The organism is Streptomyces sp. NPDC001108, from assembly GCF_053598535.1.
Genome location: NZ_JBSFKL010000005.1, coordinates 167575 through 186418, shown reverse-complemented (window position 1 = coordinate 186418; position 18844 = coordinate 167575). Strand labels below are relative to the sequence as shown.

The 18844-nt window shown below is 69.6% G+C and carries 19 protein-coding genes; 7 read left to right on the top strand and 12 right to left on the bottom strand.

What is annotated here, in order from left to right:
- The first annotated feature begins 574 nt into the window (after positions 1-574).
- Positions 575-913: a helix-turn-helix domain-containing protein gene (locus ACWC97_RS14275; RefSeq protein ID WP_352275767.1), complete on the top strand. Its 339-nt coding sequence runs from the start codon at positions 575-577 to the stop codon at positions 911-913.
- Between the two features lie 217 nt (positions 914-1130).
- On the opposite strand, the gene ACWC97_RS14270 is transcribed toward ACWC97_RS14275, so the two are convergent.
- Both ACWC97_RS14270 and ACWC97_RS14265 read right to left on the bottom strand, forming a co-directional pair.
- Entirely contained in the window at positions 1131-1556 is a 426-nt protein-coding gene (locus ACWC97_RS14270; protein ID WP_352275768.1) for a DUF4267 domain-containing protein, read from the bottom strand.
- Between the two features lie 54 nt (positions 1557-1610).
- The gene (locus ACWC97_RS14265) at positions 1611-2057 is read right to left on the bottom strand and encodes a DUF1772 domain-containing protein (protein WP_352275770.1); all 447 of its coding nucleotides are present in this window, start codon (positions 2055-2057) and stop codon (positions 1611-1613) included.
- A gap of 90 nt (positions 2058-2147) precedes the next feature.
- Here ACWC97_RS14265 and ACWC97_RS14260 point away from each other — a divergent pair, with 90 nt between their 5' ends.
- Positions 2148-2726 (top strand): TetR/AcrR family transcriptional regulator, encoded by a 579-nt coding sequence (locus tag ACWC97_RS14260; RefSeq protein ID WP_450649410.1) that lies wholly within the window; start codon positions 2148-2150, stop codon positions 2724-2726.
- 271 nt (positions 2727-2997) lie between these two features.
- Here the strand turns inward: ACWC97_RS14260 and ACWC97_RS14255 are convergent, their stop codons facing one another.
- Positions 2998-3597, bottom strand: a complete 600-nt coding sequence (locus ACWC97_RS14255; RefSeq protein ID WP_352275772.1) for a hypothetical protein — start codon at positions 3595-3597, stop codon at positions 2998-3000.
- A gap of 420 nt (positions 3598-4017) precedes the next feature.
- Positions 4018-4941: a LysR family transcriptional regulator gene (locus ACWC97_RS14250; RefSeq protein WP_352275774.1), complete on the bottom strand. Its 924-nt coding sequence runs from the start codon at positions 4939-4941 to the stop codon at positions 4018-4020.
- Positions 4942-5011: 70 nt separating this feature from the next.
- Between ACWC97_RS14250 and ACWC97_RS14245 the strand changes: the two genes are divergently transcribed.
- On the top strand, positions 5012-5665 hold the full coding sequence (locus tag ACWC97_RS14245; protein WP_352275776.1) for a maleylpyruvate isomerase family mycothiol-dependent enzyme: 654 nt from the start codon (positions 5012-5014) through the stop codon (positions 5663-5665).
- A gap of 291 nt (positions 5666-5956) precedes the next feature.
- Here ACWC97_RS14245 and ACWC97_RS14240 read toward each other — a convergent pair whose 3' ends face one another.
- The gene (locus ACWC97_RS14240) at positions 5957-6841 is read right to left on the bottom strand and encodes a sigma-70 family RNA polymerase sigma factor (protein WP_450649407.1); all 885 of its coding nucleotides are present in this window, start codon (positions 6839-6841) and stop codon (positions 5957-5959) included.
- Positions 6842-6940: 99 nt separating this feature from the next.
- Between ACWC97_RS14240 and ACWC97_RS14235 the strand changes: the two genes are divergently transcribed.
- Positions 6941-7390 (top strand): carboxymuconolactone decarboxylase family protein, encoded by a 450-nt coding sequence (locus ACWC97_RS14235; protein ID WP_450649641.1) that lies wholly within the window; start codon positions 6941-6943, stop codon positions 7388-7390.
- 80 nt (positions 7391-7470) lie between these two features.
- On the opposite strand, the gene ACWC97_RS14230 is transcribed toward ACWC97_RS14235, so the two are convergent.
- The 6 genes from ACWC97_RS14230 to ACWC97_RS14205 all read right to left on the bottom strand — a co-directional run bounded on the left by ACWC97_RS14230 (position 7471) and on the right by ACWC97_RS14205 (position 12388).
- Positions 7471-7893 carry an RNHCP domain-containing protein gene (locus ACWC97_RS14230; RefSeq protein ID WP_450649406.1) on the bottom strand — a complete coding sequence of 141 codons (423 nt, stop codon included), beginning with the start codon at positions 7891-7893 and terminating at the stop codon, positions 7471-7473.
- Positions 7894-7918: 25 nt separating this feature from the next.
- Positions 7919-8290, bottom strand: coding sequence for an RNHCP domain-containing protein (locus ACWC97_RS14225; RefSeq protein WP_450649404.1), 372 nt, complete (start codon positions 8288-8290; stop codon positions 7919-7921).
- Between the two features lie 330 nt (positions 8291-8620).
- Positions 8621-10228 (bottom strand): oleate hydratase, encoded by a 1608-nt coding sequence (locus tag ACWC97_RS14220; RefSeq protein ID WP_450649402.1) that lies wholly within the window; start codon positions 10226-10228, stop codon positions 8621-8623.
- A 291-nt stretch (positions 10229-10519) separates the two neighbouring features.
- Positions 10520-11509 (bottom strand): hypothetical protein, encoded by a 990-nt coding sequence (locus ACWC97_RS14215; RefSeq protein ID WP_450649400.1) that lies wholly within the window; start codon positions 11507-11509, stop codon positions 10520-10522.
- Positions 11506-12048, bottom strand: a complete 543-nt coding sequence (locus ACWC97_RS14210; RefSeq protein WP_450649398.1) for a DUF6932 family protein — start codon at positions 12046-12048, stop codon at positions 11506-11508. The genes ACWC97_RS14215 and ACWC97_RS14210 overlap by 4 nt, the downstream gene beginning before the upstream one ends.
- A gap of 199 nt (positions 12049-12247) precedes the next feature.
- Positions 12248-12388, bottom strand: coding sequence for a hypothetical protein (locus tag ACWC97_RS14205; protein WP_450649396.1), 141 nt, complete (start codon positions 12386-12388; stop codon positions 12248-12250).
- A 275-nt stretch (positions 12389-12663) separates the two neighbouring features.
- Here ACWC97_RS14205 and ACWC97_RS14200 point away from each other — a divergent pair, with 275 nt between their 5' ends.
- From ACWC97_RS14200 to ACWC97_RS14190, 3 genes are all read left to right on the top strand, one after another.
- A complete protein-coding gene (locus ACWC97_RS14200) occupies positions 12664-13689 on the top strand; it encodes a tetratricopeptide repeat protein (protein WP_450649394.1) in 1026 nt (341 codons plus the stop codon).
- 245 nt (positions 13690-13934) lie between these two features.
- Positions 13935-14573 carry a LysE family translocator gene (locus ACWC97_RS14195; RefSeq protein WP_450649392.1) on the top strand — a complete coding sequence of 213 codons (639 nt, stop codon included), beginning with the start codon at positions 13935-13937 and terminating at the stop codon, positions 14571-14573.
- A 366-nt stretch (positions 14574-14939) separates the two neighbouring features.
- Positions 14940-15896, top strand: a complete 957-nt coding sequence (locus ACWC97_RS14190) for a hypothetical protein (RefSeq protein ID WP_450649390.1) — start codon at positions 14940-14942, stop codon at positions 15894-15896.
- Positions 15897-16031: 135 nt separating this feature from the next.
- Here ACWC97_RS14190 and ACWC97_RS14185 read toward each other — a convergent pair whose 3' ends face one another.
- Entirely contained in the window at positions 16032-18755 is a 2724-nt protein-coding gene (locus ACWC97_RS14185; RefSeq protein WP_352275799.1) for a helix-turn-helix transcriptional regulator, read from the bottom strand.
- Between the last annotated feature and the right edge of the window lie 89 nt (positions 18756-18844).

The window sequence follows — 18844 nt, the reverse complement described above, 5'->3', positions numbered from 1 at the left end:
GTGGCTATGGTTTCTCTCGTACCCAGAGAGACAGCAGGGCCTGGCAGAGAAGAACTGCCGGCAGTGCATGTAGTTCGCAGGACGGTGCGGTGGTGGAGTTTCGAAGCCAGGGTTGTTGCAGGACGGCGACGGGACTGACGGCCGGACCGGGTGGCCCGCAACGAGGGGCCGCCGGAGCGGGACCACTGTCATGGAAGGTGCGGTCCCGTTAGTGCAGTTCGCAGTACCCAGCAGTGAAGTGACAGAGCGGTACCTCGGTGAAGGCGTCGGCTGCGGACGCGCGCACCGGGAAGCAAGTAGTCGATCACCGAGGGAAGAACGGAGGAGCCCACGCCATCAGGATCGCCCGGGCCGGAGCAACGAGCCCGGGTACCGCAGGACATCGATAGCGAGGTGGTCCACGGTCAAGCAACCGCGATCCCCGCAATCCCGACAGCAGCCAGGTCGGGCACGCGGACACAGAATGCCGGTGCAGTAGCAGTATCAGGACCGGCAGGTGGTGTAGTAGTTCCTTCGGGGCCCTGGTGCCGTACGGCATCAGGGCCCCTCCATGCGTTCCACAAGAGAGGTGCCAGTGACAGCAGACGACTCGTACGGCCGACTTGACGACGACGACTACCCCGCCTTCACGATGGGCCGGGCCGCCGAGATGCTCGGCACGACCCAGGGCTTCCTCCGCGCCATCGGCGAAGCCCGTCTGATCACCCCCCTGCGCTCGGAGGGCGGACACCGCCGCTACTCCCGCTATCAATTGCGCATCGCCGCCCGCGCCCGCGAACTGGTCGACCAGGGCACGTCCATCGAGTCCGCCTGTCGCATCGTCGTCCTGGAAGACCAGCTCGAAGAGGCGCAACGCATAAACGCCGAGTACCGCCGCGCCGCCGAAGCGGCAAAGCCGCCGACCGAGGACTGAGGCGGTGCGGGTCCGCCGGACACCGGCGGACCGGAAGCGTGAGGCAAGGCATGAGGCGTGGCTGCGGGAGCTGCGAAGCGTTCCACCGCGGAGTTCGGCTTCGCCGCTCAGGACGGCAACGCGCGTAGGGAGCTCGGGGCGCGAGCTCGGTTCTCGTCACGCGCTCCATGACGAAGGCCCTGGTCTCCGGGACCAGGGCCTTGTTCGTTTTCCATCCTCAGGCGGGCTGCGGGGCGGGCGTCGTCGGGGCGGCCGTGGGGGTGCGGGTCTCGCGTATGAGCAGGAGACCGTTGGCCACCATCAGCGTGGCGGTCAGGCAGTGGACGCCGAACGCCATGGCCATGGAGCCGTCGTGGGCCAGCACGTTGGCCATGTCGCCGTAAGCGGCCAGGGCCTCGACCAGCAGGGCCCAGCCCAGCGCCCGACGGTGCCCCGTCACCAGCAGGACGGCCAGGACCAGGGCCAGGACGACGTCGCGGACGCCCTTGATGATCAGGAAGCCGCCGCCGTCGCCGGACGGCCAGCTCGGCAGGCCGAAGCTCGGCGCCGTCGTCTCCGGGCTCAGGATGTACTCCGTCCCGAACCAGAGGACGAAGAAAATGAAGGCAGCTGCCAGGACGGTGTTGATCTTCTTCAGCGACATGGTTCTTCTCCTTGCGGAACGTCGTAGACGTGGTGGGTGGCGGTGCTGTCGCTGTCAGACAAGGGCGGTGACCAGCAGGGCGAAGGCGGCGACGATCACGGCGACGCGGACGTAGTGGTAGCGCTCCCAGCGGTGCAGCTGCTGCTTCCAGTCGGCAGGCCGGTTCTCGGGGGTCCAGGTCTTGCCCCGGTTGTTGATCGGGACGAGCAGCAGCATCGACATGATCACGCTGAGGATCAGCAGGCCGGCGGCGGTGACGACGAGTCCGGCGCCGGGGTGGTGCCATCCGGCGGCGGCCCAGATCGCACTGAGGACGAGCGAGCCGATGTACCAGAACGGCATGAGCGCGCCGAGCATGCGGCCGCCGTGGGAGTGGCCGAGCTGGGCGCTGTGCTCGGGAAGGGCGTTCAGGATGCGGCTCATGATGAAGGCGACGGAGAACTCGACCCCCACCATCAGGCCGACGACGACGGTGGTGACGACCTGGAGTGTGCTGAGCATGACGGTTCCCCCGTTTTCTAGCGGCGCTAGGTGACGAGGCAACGCTAGTACTGCTGACGCTCGATTGTCTAGCGGTGCTAGGATCGGGTCATGTCAGTACAGGAACGCAAGGAGCGCGAACGGGCGGCCCGCAAGCGTCTCATCGTGGCCACGGCCCGTGAACTCGCCGAGCAGCAGGGCTGGGACGCGGTCACCACGCGCCGGCTCGCCGAGCGCATCGAGTACAGCCAGCCCGTCCTCTACAGCCACTTCCGCGGCAAGCGGGAGATCATCGGCGCCGTCGCCCTGGAGGGCGCGGCCGAACTGGCCGCAGCGGTGCGGGCCGCGACCGCCGCCGAGGACGGCCCGCGGGCCCGGGTCGCCGCACTGGCCCGCGCCTACCTCGACTTCGCCGCCCGCCACCCGGCGGTCTACGACGCCTTGTTCCAGCTCGACGGCGGTCTGGCGTACGCGCGGGAGGACACCCCCGAGCCGTTGAAGGACGCCTTCGCCGCACTGATGGAGACCCTGGCCGAGGTCTCCGGGGACGGCGTCGAACCGGGGACGTTCACCGAGACTTTCTGGGCCGCCCTGCACGGCCTGGCCACCCTGACCCGTGCGGGCCGCCTGCCTCCCGAGTACACCGAGACGAGGGTGGGGCTGCTCGTGGACCGGCTCGCCCTGGTCTGACGGACCCCGTCCTGCGGAAAGCGGGGAGAGACGGGAGCACCCGGGGAAACCTCGGCTTCTGGACGGTTGGGCCGGGACTGCTCGCCGGCCCTGGAGTCCTGACGCCGCTCCGGGCGGTGGTGCCGACGCGAAACGCCCGGCCGGGATGTTCCGGCCGGGCGTTCTACGTCAACTTCTGTCACCAGCCCGCTCGTTGGTGAGCCCGCGTTGGTCCGTCACGGGGGGAGTGGGCTCCTGCGAGCGGGGCGGCCTCCGGGCCGCCGCCGCCGGGTCAGATCGTCGGGGTGTCGTCGACGATCTCCTTGTGCGGCTCGACGACGAACTTCCAGCCGTCGCTGGGCTCCAGGAACCGCACCCGGGTGGGGTAGATGTCCAGGGCGCGGCGGTCGCGGTTCTGGCCGTTCGCGTTCTTCCGGGCCTTGGCCGGCTCCTCGTACAGGTCGATCTTGACGTCCGGCACCGCGACGACTTCCTCGCTCCAGCGCTGGACGACCCCCGCACCGAACGCGTCCCGTGCGGCGGAGTAGAGCGCCTCCAGGGACTCCGCGCCCCCGCTGGGCACGAAGAGGGCGAGGTTCAGGAGAACCCCGGCGCTCTGGAGGACCTCGATCTCCTCCCCGTTCTTGTCGGCGATCCAGATCCCGGCCTCTTCCGCGTTGTCCGGGAGGACGTGGACCTCCTCACCGAAAACCGTCCTCGCGACGAAGGACCCTCCCTCGAAATTCTTGCCCGGCCCGGTAAGAAATGCCGGGGCGTAGCAGTCGAGAGGAAGGGCACTCGTCCCTGCCGAGACGAAGATTCCATCCTGCGGACCCAGGCCCGAAATCTCCTCGGCCGTAAGACGTCGAGCCGTAACCTTCTCGGTGTTCACGCCATTCCCCTTTTAGTCGCGGCGTCCAGTGAATTCATTGATACTCTATCACGAAAATGATCACTAAACTCCCCGTCGCGAACGACTTCACACCCACTCCCACACCGGCCGACCTGCGGGAATTCCCTCCAGGGGCCCATAGGTCAACTCCCTTTGCTTCACTGGAGGATCACGGCGGGCACAGAGGAATGAAAGCAGCCCGCAAACGGGTTAGACAATTACAACAGCTTGCGTCACATCCAGACAAAACATGAATCTTTGCGCTCCGGACTTCAATCCGGACCGGGTGAAATCGAGTCGACGGCGACCGGTCTTTCCACTCCCCCTCGCAGACCGTCCCCCGAGTATCGGCGATAACGACGCCCGGAATATCGCGCCTCCAGATCCCGGACGGAAAAGGCTACAGCCTGTGTCGGTGCGTCAGGCCGGGCTGTCCGGTGCGGTGAGTTCGGTGCGCAGCAGGTCCAGAAAGATGGTGGCCGCGGGGCCGGCGAGGCCGGCCGTCCGCCAGGCCAGCGCGACCCGGCCGCGCAGCCGGGGCTCGGTGATCTCCAGTGTCCGCAGGCCCAGGGCCGCCGCCGCGTCGGCGGAGAGGGCCGGGATCACCGCCACCCCGAGGCCACGGGCGGCGAGCTGTGCGAGGAACGGTGGAGCGGCGGCCTCGAAGGCGATGCGGGGCCGGAACGCAGCCTGCGCGCACGCGCGGTCGAGCACCCCGCGCAGCCCCGTGCCACGCGGCAGACTGATCAGCGGACGGTCGCGGAGCTCGGCCAGCGGAATGGTCGTACGGTCCGGGGGCACGAGCGCCGGGTCGTCCGGAGCGACGCCCGCGACCAGGGGCTCGTCCACCAGGAGCTGGACGGAGATGCCCGGCGGGGGCTCCTCGTCCGCGAGTCCGACCACGGCGATGTCGAGCTCCCCGCGACCCAGCGCGGCGAGCATGTGCTCCGAGGTGTCCTCGGTCAAAGTGATCTCGACCCGGGGATGGTCCTCGTGGAAGCCGGCCAGTACGGCGGCCAGGCCGAACTCCGCCGCCCCGGCCGCGCCCGGGACCAGGCCGAGCGTGACCCGCCCGCGCAGCAGACCGGTGAACTCGTCGGCGGTCTGCCGTACCGCTTCGACGGCGCCGAGCGCGGCCCGCGCGTACGGCAGTACGGCCTGGCCCACCTCCGTCAGCGTCACCGACCGTCCGGAGCGGTCGAACAGCGGATGCCCGAGTTCCCTTTCCAGCTGCCGGACTTGGGCGCTCACCCCCGGCTGCGCCAGATGCAGGCGGGCGGCGGCCCGGGTGAAATTGGCTTCCTCGGCGACCGTGACGAAGTACCGCAACTGCCGAACGTCCATAACCGATCATTCTAGTTGCGAGACTTACAAACTCTTGGACTTATGGCACGGCCGCCGAGAGCCTTGAGTCATGGGGAACACGTCGCACCGGAGACCAGCAGCGGACGTCAGAGCGGCGATCGCGGCCGAACGACGAGAACTGGCGGCCGTGCTCGACGGCTTGTCGGCCAAGCAGTGGGAGGCTCCGAGCCTGTGCGGGGGCTGGCGGGTACGGGAGGTCGCGGCCCACATGACGATGGGGTTCCGGTACTCGCTGCCCAGGATGGCCCGCGAACTGGTCCGGGCGCGGGGCAGCCTCCACCGGATGACCGACCTGTGCGCCCGCAAGGACGCCACCGCCCACGGGACGTCGGAGCTCGCCGCCTTCCTCCGGGACCACGCGGACCACCCCTGGAAGCCGCCGGTCGGCGGGATCGAGGCGGCCCTGGGCCACGATGTGGTGCACGGCCTGGACATCACGGTGGCGCTGGGCCTCGGCCGCCACGTCCCCATGGACCGCGTGCGCATCCTCCTGGACCGCGTCGATGCCAGGTCCCTCGCGTTCTTCGGTGCCGACCTGAGCGGCGTGCGACTCCTCGCCGACGACCTCGACTGGTCCTTCGGCACCGGCACGCCCCTGTCCGGCGCCGGGCAGGATCTTCTCCTGGTCGCGTACGGCAGACGGCTCCCGCCGGGACACCTGCGCGGCGAACCGGGCGACCGTTTCGTCGCCCCGGGGAAGTGACGGACATGCGCATCCGGCTCCTTCAGGGACTCGCCCTGCTCGCCCCCGGCCGACCACGCGGAGATCCTGCGGCGCTGGGAACTCTTCAACGACCTGCGGACGTTCACCGCCCTCACCGCGTTCGTCCTCCTGATCGTGCTCCTTCTGAGGCGACCGGCGGCGGACTCGGGTACGGATCCGGGTACAAGTACAGGTGCGGGTGCAGGTACGAGTACGGGTACAGGTCCGGAGACCGCCGCCGGGGCGGGGAACGTGCCGGTCAGGGAGTCGTAGCGCCGGACGGTCCGCCGGTCACAAGGCGAGGCCGAGGGCGACCAGGCGTGACGGGTCCGTGAGGATGTCCAGTCCGGTGATCCGGCCGTCCCTGATGGTGAAGGACATGACGGCCAGCGGCCGGTCCTCGGCGAACGACACCACTCCGGGCGTGCCGTTGACCAGCACCAAGCGCGCGTCCGCGGCGAAGCGGGCGAAGGTGACCGCCTGGGACGCCACGTCGGCCGCCCCGCGCCTCAGGATGCTCGGGACGAGCGTGCCGCCGTCGGAGCGCGCCACCACCTCGGGGTCGAGGACGGTCAGCAGCGCCTCGAAGTCCCCGCTGCGGGAGGCGGTCACGAACGCGTTCACGACCTCGCGCTTGCGGGCGACGTCCGTGTCGGCGGCCGGTGCGACGCCCTGGACACGTCGGCGGGCGCGGCTGGCGAGCTGCCGGGTGGAGGCGGCGGTCCGGCCGAGGATCCGCGCGATCCCGTCGAAGGGCACGTCGAACATGTCGTGCAGGACGAAGGCCAGCCGCTCGGCCGGCGAGAGCGTGTCCAGCACGACCATGAGCGCGATGCCGACCGAGTCCGCGACCAGGATCTCCCGCTCGGGATCGATCGGCGCGAGGCCGCTGACGAGCGGGTCGGGCAGCCGGAGCCGTTCCTCCCCCTCGGGCAGCGGGTCCTCACGGCGCGACGCACGGGAACGCAGCATGTCCAGGCAGACCCGGCCGACGACCGTGGTGAGCCAGGCACCGAGGTTCCTCACCTCGCTCACGTCGCTGCGGCCGAGCTTCAGCCACGCCTCCTGGACGGCGTCCTCGCCCTCGGCGACCGATCCCAGCATCCGGTAGGCCACGGCGCGCAGTTGGGCGCGTTCCGCCTCGAACCGCTCGGCCAGAAGTTCTTTCTCGTTCACCGTCACACCCCCGTGTCGGGATCCGTCGACCTGATGACGGACACTCACCGATGAAGAGGAAACACCACGTTGAGCGCCAACACCACGACCACCGCCCGCATGAAGAACCCCGCGATGGTCCTGCCGGACGCCATGAAGGGCATCCAGAACATCTACAAGGCCATGTACCAGGGTGGTGTCGCCCCGCAGGTCCTGGAGCTGGTCCATCTGCGGGCCAGCCAGATCAACGGCTGCAGCGCCTGCGTCTTCGCGGGCGTCGCGGGCGCGAAGAGCCACGGCGAGACGGACGAGCGGCTGCACGCGGTGGCCGCCTGGCGCGAGGCGCCGTTCTTCGCCGACGAGGAGCGCGCCGCCCTGGCCCTGACCGAGGCGGCCACCCGGATCGCGGACCGCTCCGGGAAGGCCGTCCCCGACGCGGTCTGGGACGAGGCCGCCGACCACTTCAACGAGGAGCAGCTCTCGGCGATCATCCTGATGATCGGGCTCACCAACTTCTTCAACCGCATCAACGCGACGATCGAGGAGCCGGCGGGCGCTTCCTGGAACTGACCCGTCCGGGCCCGGACCGGAACCACGGCCGAGGCCCCCTGCCCGGACGAGGCCGGACAGGGGGCGCGGGGACCTGGGGGTTACAGGGTGAGCAGGGACCGGCCGACCGCCCCGGCACCGGCGAGGGGCCTCAGGGCGAGGCGCACCAGGGCGAGCGGATTGTCGTCGCCCGCGATGCGGTTGGCGCTGAGCTCGCCGCAGGAGGTGCACTGGTGGATGATCGTCCACTCGCCGTCGGTCCGGACGGACATGCCCACCGCCTCCATCCGGCCGCGGCAGTCCGCGTCGCGGTCGCCGGGGATCCTCCGGTCGACGTGCCGGCTCGCCAGGCAGTGGGGGCAGTGGTTGCGGTGCGCGGTGCCGGGGGCGTCGGGGGAGACGTCGAGACGGCAGGAGACGCACCGGAAGGCACGCGTCCGGTGCCCGCCCCCGGTGTGCAGGACGTCCTTGTGCCGCTGCGGGCGCCTCCGCCCGCGAGCGCTTCGCCCGTTGTGGCGCGACATGGTGCTTTCCTTTCCCGCCGGGTGGTCAGAGGGTTCCGAACGCTTCGAGGGGAAAGGGCGGTTGGGCCAGTGGCCGGACCGCCATGCGCATCAGGATGAGCTGGTTGTCGTCGGCGCACACCGCGTTCGAGGTGAGTTCGTCGCAGCGGACGCAGCGGTGGATCACCATCCAGTCACCGGTGCGGAGCACGGCGATGGCGATCGGGGACATCCGGCCCGCGCAGTCGCTCGAACCGCCCTCGACGTGGTCGAGGACGTGCCGGGAGTGCAGACAGGAGGGGCAGTGGTTGCGCTGCGCGGCGTCGGCGGCGTACGCGGACACGGTCAGCCCGCACCAGGCGCAGGCGAAGGTGTTGAGGCCGAGAGTGTTGTTGTTGGTGGTGGTGTTGCTGGACACCCGTGTGCTCCTTGCTGAGAAGTCTGTCAGGACAGCAAGAGCAGGCCGAGTGGCCTCGTCGAGGAACGGCCCGACATCACCGCAGGGCGGCGGACGGGCAGATCGGAGCACCGGAGGACACGTCCGGCGACCACCCGGGAACCGGGCGGCGGAAGGCGGCGGACGTTACGCGGAGCGGCGAGGCGCGCTCGGCACGGACCGGGTCATAAAACACCCCTTCTGGGGCGCATGGGCCCATAAGTAATCAGAACAACCCGCTCAGGCTAACAGGGTGCCTTCCGGGGGCGTCAACGCATTATTGGGCGCTGCCCCGCGCCCTCCCCCGACCGGTCAGGCAAAGGCTGTCTTCAGCGCGGACCAGGCGATCTTGGGGTCGGCCAGGCCGTGGTAGATGGACGGGATCTTCCCCTCGTCGAGACCGAAGTGGTGGTAGACGGCCTTCATGGCGCCGCGTACCGAGTACTCGACGGTGAAGACGACGTCCTCGGGGATCTCGACGAACTGGCCGAGGAAGGCGAAGTTCTCGGCGCCGTCCGGCACCACGAGCGGCCGGTCGGCCACGACGCGGCGCTGGAACTGGGCGTCGATGTACGGCATCTGGACGGTGGTGACCTGGGTGGTGGCCCGCACCTCGTCGGCGATGTCGTCGAAGCCGAGATGGCCGAGGAGTTCGTCGAGGATCTCGGCGCCCGTGCAGTCGTCCATCTTCTTCGGCACGTGGTCGCCGGGCACGTCACCGAAGAGCGCGTACCCCCACAGGGTGTACGTGTTCTCCTCCTGGTCCCGGAAGTGCGGCTGGGCGGGAACGACGACCGACAGCAGCCAGCGCGAGTCCTTCCAGGTCATCAGGGCGCCCTCGCCGGGCACGTTGCCGGTGTACTCCTGGATGCGGTCCAGGAGGGTCCGGCCGGTCATGGTGAGGGTGAAGGACTCCCACTTCGTCTCGTCGATGTTGCCGCAGAAGGCGTTCGGCCGGCCGAAGTCCGGCGCCTTCTTCGCGATCGACTCCCACAGCCGCCAGGAGCCGTCCCGCTTGTCGCGGATCAGCTCGGGGACGGTGGTGCGGTCGCCGTAGGTGGCGTCGGCGGTCATGGAGCCGATGGTCAGGAACGCGTAGTCGTCCTCGCCCAGCTCGATCGTCCCGGCACCGGCTCCCGCATCGGTCCCGTTCCGCTCCAGATGCAGCCGGGAGATCCGGCGCGCGTCGGGGTCGGAGAACTCGACGTCGGAGACGGTCGTGCCGAAGTCGATGTGCACGCCCTGGGCGGTGATCCACTCCTGGATCGGGCGGATGACGGAGTCGTACTGGTTGTACTTGCTGCGCCGTACGCCGGACAGGGTGTGGATACGGTCGAACTCCTGGACGAAGGCGAGGAAGTACCGCTTCAGCTCGATCGCCGAGTGCCAGGTCTGGAACGCGAACGTCGTGCGCCACATGCACCAGAAGTTGGTGGTGAAGAAGTGCGGCTGGAAGAAGTCGTCGATGCGGCGGGCGCCGATGAGCCGTTCGGGCAGCGCGAGCAGCCGGGTCATGTCGGCGCGGTCGCGGGTGTCCAGCCCGAGCCGGGCGGCGTCGGCGATGGTGCGGTCGGCGTTGATGATCCGGGCCTTGGCGTTCGTGGGGTGCTCGATGTTGAAGGCGAGCATCTCCTGCCGTACCGAGATCGCCGGGTCGTCCAGGGTCGGGATCGTCTCCAGGAGGTTCCAGAGGCACACATAGTGCTCCTCCTCGAACATCCGGCCGCCCCGGGTGACGTACCCGCCCTCGGGCGTGGGCGCCTTCGCCCCGTCCATCGACCCGCCGGCGATCGGCAACTGCTCCAGGATGTGCACGTTCTCCCCGGGAAGCCCCGCGTCCCGTACGAGGAAGGCCGCGGCGGTGAGCGAGGCGATACCGCCCCCGACCAGGTAGACCTTGGAGTTCTTCGAAGCCGGCACGGTCGGACCTCCGGATGCGTCGCGTATGCGGGGTGGGCGCGGGATGGGTGCTGCGACCGGCTCCGGAGTACGGGACCGCCGCCCTGCGCGCACCCTCCCGAGCCTGCCCCAGATGTCCGTCCTCCGCGATCGGAGACGTACACGCGCGGCCGCCAGCGGGTAGCACGCACCGGTTCAGCGATCATCTGGACGTGTCCGGCACCCCTGCCAGGCCGAAACGCCGACGAGGGACCATCCCCGATGGGATGATCCCTCGCTCGACCAGAAGCAGCCGAGGAAAATCTTTCTCAGTTAAGAGAACTGTTCCCCTAGTTCCAGCCCCAGAAGAAGATAGCTGCGATGCTCGCGCCCACCAGGCGACCGAGCAGTGAGCACATGCACGTCGGCCACCACACGACGCTCCGCATAACTGGCCAGGAAATGCGTCACTTCGTCCTTTGGCGCTCGCACGATCACTACCTTGCCAGCAATGGGCTCCAATTCAATGAAACCCCTTATCTTGCTGCCACCGACAAGCGTTCCGGAAATTCTCTCAATATTGTCTTCGACATGCGCAGATCTGAGAGCCTTCCGACAGCGATCGGCATTAATTGAACTCAGCCGAGCAACCCGACCGCTCGTCTCTCTCGATTGCCATGTGAATGTGACATTCGCACCCGACGACGCAAGAATTTCCGAGAGGTCGGACAAGTGACTGATCGCCCGCCGCCCCAACGGTAGCGCCGCGTCCAGAACAGCGTCAGCCGCACCTGAGGACAGGTTGGCCTGTTCGGCAATATCCAAGATTCGATTGACTGCCAGGTCGAGCAACTGCTCGTCGCCAATCCCTGGAATTTCTGCCTGCACCGGCGCTTCGGCGCCCTCCAGGACCATCCCATAAGAAGATGCGAAAACAGGACCTGCCAACAGTTTCGTTGCAGCTTGGATGGCTTTGGGGACTGGTCCAGAATCTCGCGTCGGGCGCACATCGTCCAACGCATTGGCGACTGAACTGACCGCAGTTTGCAGGGCAGTGAGCCATCCACCCAATACACCGGCCTCGACCTTGTGTCCCGGAACTGGGCCACCATCAAGAGCAAATCTCAAAATAGGTCGCCGGAAAGTCTCTCGACCTTCTTCGGTCATCCCGCCGGAAAAACCACTGGCCAACTTGTTGAGCTGACGTTCCCGAAGTTCTGCCATTGTCGTCGGAGGAGGCCCGGCATCATCACGCCTTGCTTCCATCCAGGCACGGAGAGCATCCTTGTCGGTAACGTCTGGCCACGCTTTAGGAGTGCTCATAGCGTCACCTCCACGTAGCCCCTTCGTCGACCGTTACCCACCCGGCAACGCTGCCAGATTTCGTCGTACAACCCAAGCTGCTGAAAAACTTCAGCGTCCTCTGTGGCCATCGCACCGGTCAAACCCAATGCGGTGAACTCTTCCGTGGCGGGCAGGCTCAGGATGTATGCGTCCACGCGCATGCCCTGTTTGGCGCACCACTCACGATCCGCCAGGTTATTCAGGTGTGCAACACCGCCCGGATCTTCTGCGACCGCCCGGTACGTGGATGCTTCGAGCAGGTAGGTCACGTCCACGTCGGACGGGTCGAGCTTGCCGCTGACGAAGCTTCCGGCAATCCAGAGGCGGCTCGCGTAGCCGACAGCACATTCCACCATCTGCCGGTGTGCTGTGAACTGCTCCCACAGCTCCAGCCGCGTCGTCGATCCTTTGAAGGCGTCTGCTCGCACAAGCGCCTCCTCCACCTCGGCCAAGGTCACGGGGAACCTGCCGGGCGGAGGGCACTGCGTCTCGGGGTCAAACGGCGGCAGAGGGGACATCGAGCTCCCAGACGATCCAATCAGTGGAGCAACCATACGTGGCCCGCCTCGCAGCGGGGGGGCATTCCGTAGCGACTCGGCCACCACTGTCCTGCGCCTCGGCACCCCGTCACGGCGCCCGTCACGCTACGCCGCGATCCCGAAGCGGAGGGGCGCGCAAAACTCCACCAGACATCACACGCGGGTCACAGCCCTTGGCTCAGCCGGCCCCCATCCAACGCCGGACCTCCCGGGCCCGTTGCCGGAGTGCGGGCACCAGGTCCGCCTGGTCGCCGCGTTCGGCGCTCTGGAGGAGTTTGGTGATCGCCACCAGTTCCGCGAAGCGTCCGGCCTCGTCCACAGCCTCCCGCCCGCCTTGCCCACCGGGCTGTGGACAAGCCGCAGCCACCCCACCCCGAAGGGCCCCGTGACGAGTCCCGTGCGCCCCCGCCACCCGCACGCTTCCCACACCTCCGCGTCAACGCCGCGGGCCTGAACGACCTGCTGGCCACGAGGGCTCCTGTCAGTGCGCGGACTTCGACGAGGGAACCAGAAGCGATCAGCCCTCCGGAGGCCACGCCGTCAACACCGCACGCCGATACCGTTGCATCAGTTCTGCACCTGGGAAGGAGCGACGTGGAGCGTAGGGAGTTCGTCCTCGCGTCCGGTGGGTACGCCCTGTCCGCGCTCGGTCTGCCCGACATGGAGAGCATCACCCGGCGGACCAGTAACGCCGCTCCTGGAGCGGTTCGCGTGGGGCAGGGTGAGGTGGCCGCTGTGCGGCACGTGGTGAAGGCTCTCGGCGATTCCGCCTCCGAGCTGGGAGGTGGGCACGCCCGCCACTTGGCCGTTCGATACCTCACCCACGACGTCGCCCCCTGGTTGGAGGGCCGATTCACCGAGGCCACGGGACGTGAGCTGTTCTCCGCCACCTCCCAACTCGTCCACCTGGCGGGGTGGATGGCACAGGACGAGGGCGACACTCCCGGACTGCGCGGGCTGGCCCAGCGCTACTACGCGCACTCCTTCCGGCTGGCAGCCGAGGCCGACGATCCCGAGCTCTCGGCGACTGCGCTGCGAGGGCTGGCCGTGCAGTGCATGGACCTGGGACACCGGGCCGAGGCGGTCCAGTTCGGTGAAGCCTGCGTCGCGTACGGCCGCCACCTCGACCATCCGCGCGCGGTCGCCTACTACGAGGCCACCCTCGCCAACGCCGCGGCCCAGGACGGCGACCGGCACACCGCCACCAAGCACCTCGCCCGCTCCGAAAGCTCCATCGCCAAGCCGGTGGCCGTGGCGGGCGACTCCTGGGCCGCCCACTACTCCCCCGGCCGCTGGGCGCACGAGTCCGGCATGATCCTCTCCCGCCTCGACGACCTCGACGCGGCCGAGGAGCATCTGCGCCTCGCCCTCGACATCCACGGTCTCGATCGCCGCCGTACCCGCGCCATCGTCCTGGCCGACCTCGGCGGCGTACGCCTGCGGCAGGGCGACACCGATGGCGCCATGGCCGCATGGGGTGAATTCCTCGACTGCGCCGACGGCATCCGCTCGGTGAAGGTCCAGACAGCCCTCCAGGACATGCGGGTACGCCTGCGGCGCTACAGCGGGCTTCCGGAAGCCCAGAGTCTGCGCGAACGGGCGGCACACATCACGGGCTGAACCCGGGGCGAGGGGGCCGAGAGGGAGAAGCAGCGGCTGTGGCACAACAGTGGCCGGTCGTGGCGCTCGCGGCGGGCGGGCGAGGGTGGAGCGAACAAGTTGCGCTTTAGATATACGAGTTGGGGCTCGTTCCAATCGGGAGGGCCACGCAACGCCACACACCTTCCGCTTCTCCGCGCTGACATTTCAAGATCCGCTGGCTTCACCGGCAAGTACAGCGATCCGGCGCGGTATCCTGACATTCCATGGCAATAAGTTCCGCCCTGTGGTCCTTCGCCCTCGTTGTAGGGCTTCTCACCCTGACTCCCGGACTCGACACCGCGTTGATCTTGCGCACATCGGCCGTCGGTCGGCGCAGGAGAGCCTGGGGAGTCGTCCTCGGAATCCAAACCGGCACCCTGGTGTGGGGCGCGTTCACGTCCCTCGGGGTGACCGCGCTTCTCACGGCCTCCCATCTCGCTTACACCGCGTTGCGCTGGGTCGGCGCCGCTTACCTGATCTGGATGGGGTTCCGGATGCTCCGGGACACGTTCCGGGGGCTGCCCTCGGCAGACGCGGACGACTCGGTCCTGACCTCCGGCGCGGACTCGGTCGGCGCCGGCTGGCGGCAGGGGACGCTCACCAATCTCCTGAACCCGAAGATGGGCGCCTTCTACGTCGCCGTCCTGCCCCAGTTCATCCCCGCGGGCACCGGCCATTTCACCATGGGCCTCCTGCTCACCGCGGTACACATCTCGCTGGGTCTGCTCTGGTCCACCGTCCTCATCGGCTTCGCCCGCGTCCTGCAGGGGTGGCTCCGCAAGCCCCGGGCCCGCAGGCTGCTCGACCGGGTCACCGGCACCGTGATCGGCGTCTTCGGCGTCAGGCTGGCACTCAGCGACTGACGGTTCGCAGGTCAGGGTCCAGCGCCCGACTCGGCACCGGACCCGGGCCGTGATGACGGACGCGACGGAGGGCGTGACACTGGCAGGTCGGGGGAGGCCCGCCCGTGCGCACAGGCGGACCGCACCGCCGCCAGGACAACCGCGTACAAGTTCACCTTCTGCTGGGCGAATTGACTCCGCCCCGCACGAACGATCCGCACCCGAACCGGCGTCGGGCGATTGCGGCGCAAGTGGACGTTTTCATGCGGTACGGTGATCGCGTCATCACGCTCTGTGCGCCCATGTGTGCGTAGAGCGGCCCCCGGTGGTGTTCACAGCACCGAACCGAGGGCCTTCACCTACGAGTGGAATCAGAGGTCCACCAAGATGCTTTGGCATGCTATCGCGCCGTCCCGTCGCTACACGAAGGCCTCGCACGATGTCGTGCGGCACCCGCGCCTGAACAGTGACGCGAAGATCCTCCTCCTGTACGTACAGGGCCTCCCCGAACAGGAAGTCGAAAAGGCGCTCAGCGATCACGCCAAGTCGCTCGGGATCTCCGGGCGGGCCTATCAGCGCGCGAAGAAGCAACTGATCGCTTCCGGGTTCGTCCACGAGTGGAAGCGACAGGGCCGCCGGGGCTACTGGGTGACCGATCAACTTTTCGCGAACATCTCCCTGACCGACGAGCAGGCCAAGGCGGTACGGAACGACCGGGTGGGGGACGTGGTCCGCTCCGCCGTCGATCCGGGTGCGCAGGAACCGACGGTCGGTCGGCCGAGGGGCCGGGAGACCGGTGGCTATGAACCGGTAGAAGAAGAACTGGGGAAGAACTACTCCCACCCTCCCTCCGAACTCGCCGAAGTCGTGGAGAGCGAGCGGGTGCTGCTCTCCCTCCGGCACGCGCATCCGCAACTGCACCTCGGGGTGCGGGAGGCCCGTGGGCTGGCCGAGGCGGCGGCCGAATGGATCCGGCGCGGGGTGAGCACCGCCGATCTGCGGCGGGCGCTGACCAGCGAGCTGCCCCGCGAGGGCGTACGGTCCGCCGTCGGCTTCCTGCGCCACCGCCTCGTCCAGAAGCTCCCGGCGCCGCCCGCCGCCTCGGCTGTCGCGCCCGTATCGCCGCCTCCGGCACGGGAGTTGATCAGGTGCGAGGCGGAGGGGGCCGTGGAGGAGCATGTGTTCCGCCCGTTCGGCGACGAGACGGTGTGCGGGCCGTGCTACCGGGAGGAGCGGGCGGCCGCCCTGGCGCGGTGGACCGAGGAGGCGAGGAACCAGCCCCCGGCGCCGACCTGGCGCGAGCGGGTCGCGGCCCTCGCCGACGGCACCGCGAGCCCGGCGTAAGGCGGAGCGGCCACCGCCGGACCGCGCCAGTTGGCGACCCTCTGACCAGCCCTGACGGCTGGAATCCGCGCGCAGGTGTCGACGCGCGCGGGGTCCGTCCGACCCTTCGTCCTCAACGGCCTCCGGGCGGGCGGCTTACTCGCGCGCCGGGGTGATGGAGCGCGCGAGCTGGAAGCGTGAGTGCAGACCGAGTTTCCGGTAGACGCGGGTGAGGGTCGCTTCGACCGTCTTGACGCTGACGGTGAGCGCGGTGGCGATGTCACGGTTGCTCGCTCCGGCGGCGGCGAGTTCGGCGCACCGCCGTTCGGCCTGGGTGAGGAGCGGGCGGGCGCCGTTGTCCGACGCGTTGTGCTCCAGCCGGTGGAGAGCGCGCGCGGCGGTTTCGGCCCAGGGGCGCGCCCCGTGGGCGGTGAAGAGGTCGGCGGCGCTCTGGGCTGCCGCGCGGGCGCTCGCGCGTCGGCGGCCGCGTCGTTCGGTGTGGCTGAGCGCCAGCAGTGTCCGGCCCCGCTCGACTGGGAGGTGGACGAGGAGTTCGGCCGCGTCGGTGAGTCGACGGGCGGCCGTGTCGTAGTCGCCGCGTGCGGCGTCGAGGAGGGCTTGGACGCGTTCGAGGGACGGGAGGACGGTGTGTCTGCCGAGATCGGTCGCGGTGCGCCGGGTGCCGGTCAGCAGGTCGTGGGCCTGTTCGAGGCGGCCCAGCGTGACGAGGGCTTCGGCCAGGTCGGCGTGCCAGCGCAGGACGGACGGGTCGTGGACCTGCTGGATCTCCTCCAGGTCGCGTACCTCGTCCAGTGCCTCCACGGCTTCCTTGGAGCGGCCGGTGACCAGAAGGAGGTGTCCGAGGGCGAAGAGGTTGCGGGAGAGGAAGACCTTGTTGTCCTCCTGCCGGGCCGCTTCGACTCCGCGGTGTGCGAGGCCGAGGGCGAGGTCGGTGCGTCCGGCGGTGCCCTCGACGAGGGCGGAGGTGTAGCACGCCGGTGCGGGTGACAGGGCGGTCGCGTCGGTCAGCGCCTGGGCGCGATGGGCGTGGTCGAGCGCCCTGGCGCACCGTCCGGCGCGGAGTTCGGCCTCGGCGAGGCTGCGCAGGATGTCCACGGTCGCCTCGGCGTCCCCCGTCCGCTCGGCTTCGACCAGCAGGGGGAGCAGCGCGGTGCGGGCCTCGTCGGGACGGTCGTCGAAGAGGGCGTGCCGGGCGGCGAGGTGCTGGGGCGTGCCGTTGAGGGGAACGGCGTCGGCGCGGGGCAGGGCCAGGGCGCGGCCGAGCGTGGTCCCGGCGTCGGGGTGGCCGAGGATGCGCTGGACGCGGGCCTGCATCGTGAGGGCCATGACGGTGGTGGCGGTGTCGCCGTGGGCCTCGGCGAGGGCGGCGGCCCGGCCGGCCAGGGCACACGCCAGCTGGGGGTCGCCTCCGCCGACGTTGGCCCAGAGGGACTGGCGGATGAGGATCCGTGCGGTGAGGTCGGCTCGTCCGGCCGCCGCGTGGAGGGCGTGGGCGAACAGCTCGTCCGCGCTGTGCAGGTGCTGGCCGCTCGCGTCGATCAGGGCGATGAGGATGTCGACGCGTTGGTCCGGGGTGGTGTCGTGGCCCAGGACGAGGCGCGCGGCAGCCCGGCCGCGAGGGAGGTCGCCGTAGTGCGCGGCGTCACGCACGGCGGTCAGCGCCCGTTCGACCAGCAGACCGCTGTCGTCGTGCGGGGTGCGCCGGGCGGCGAGGAGGGAGAGCTCGGCCGCGAGCGCGTGCTCGCCGCGCAGTCGGGCGCGGGCGGCGGCGCGGGCGGCGTACCGGGCGGACCGCGGGTCGGCCGCATCGGCTGCCAGCGCGGTGTGCCGGTCGCGGCGGACACTGTCGCGCGTGGTCCCTGCCAGACGGGCGTGCAGGAGCCTGCGGGCGGGGCCGGGGAGCCGTGCCACGAGTTCGACGCCGATCGCGGAGGCGGTGAACCGCACCGTGCCGCCGGGCTGTCCGAGGTCGACGAGTCCGGCCGCCTCGGCCTCGGCCAGCATGCCCTCGGCCGCCGGACCGGCGAGATCGCTCAGCAGGTCGAGGTCGAACCGGTCGTCGAGCGCGGCGGACGTCAGCAGTTCCTGGACGTCGTCCGACACCGTTCCCAGCCATTCGCCCACCAGCCGACGGGCCGGGGGAGGGAGAACCGGATCGTCTCCCACATCGGTCGCGACGGGCGCGGCGGAGTGGCTGCGGGCCTGCGCCAACGCGAGGGCCAGCGCCGGGTTCCCGCCGCTGTGGGCGTGGATGCGCGTGACCTCGCGGGGGGCGATCCGGTACGGGGAGAGCAGGGCCGCGATCTGGGGGGCCGTCAGGGGCGGAACGCGCACGGCGCGGGCGTCCTCTCCGCACCAGTGGCCCGCGGCCCCCGGGCGCCAGGTGCGCTCGGCCGCGATGACGGGGAGGTCCGGTGCCAGGCGCAGCGCCCAGCCGAGGACGGCGGCGCTGGCCGGGTCCAGCCACTGGGCGTTGTCCACCACCAGCGTCATGGGTGGTAGTTCCCGCAGCACGGCGGCGGTCTGCCGGCGCAGCCGCAGGGCCGAACCGGCGTCTTCCAGGCAGCCCGGCTGGACGGCGGCCCCGTCGACACCCGCCGCCAGCTCCCGGGCTGCGGGAAGTGCGGGGAGGGCCAGGGCGAGTTCGAGCAGCCCGGCGTAGGGGACCTGTGCGTCCTGCGGATGCGGAGCCAGCCGCAGCACGGGCAGGCCGAGCTGGCGCCCCAGGGCCCCGATCGCGGTGGTCCTGCCACTTCCAGGGGGCCCGAACAGGACGACCCGCCGAGTGCCGTGCACGTCGTCCGGCAGCACGGGACCGGTCTCGGGGAACGCGTTCACCCACGTCGCGGAGTCTCGCATCGGGCCATGGTGCGCTCGCCGGGCCGCCCGGTCCAGGTCAAGGGGTTTCCCTGATGTCGGCCGTCCCCCGCGTCCCTAGGACCTGTCTT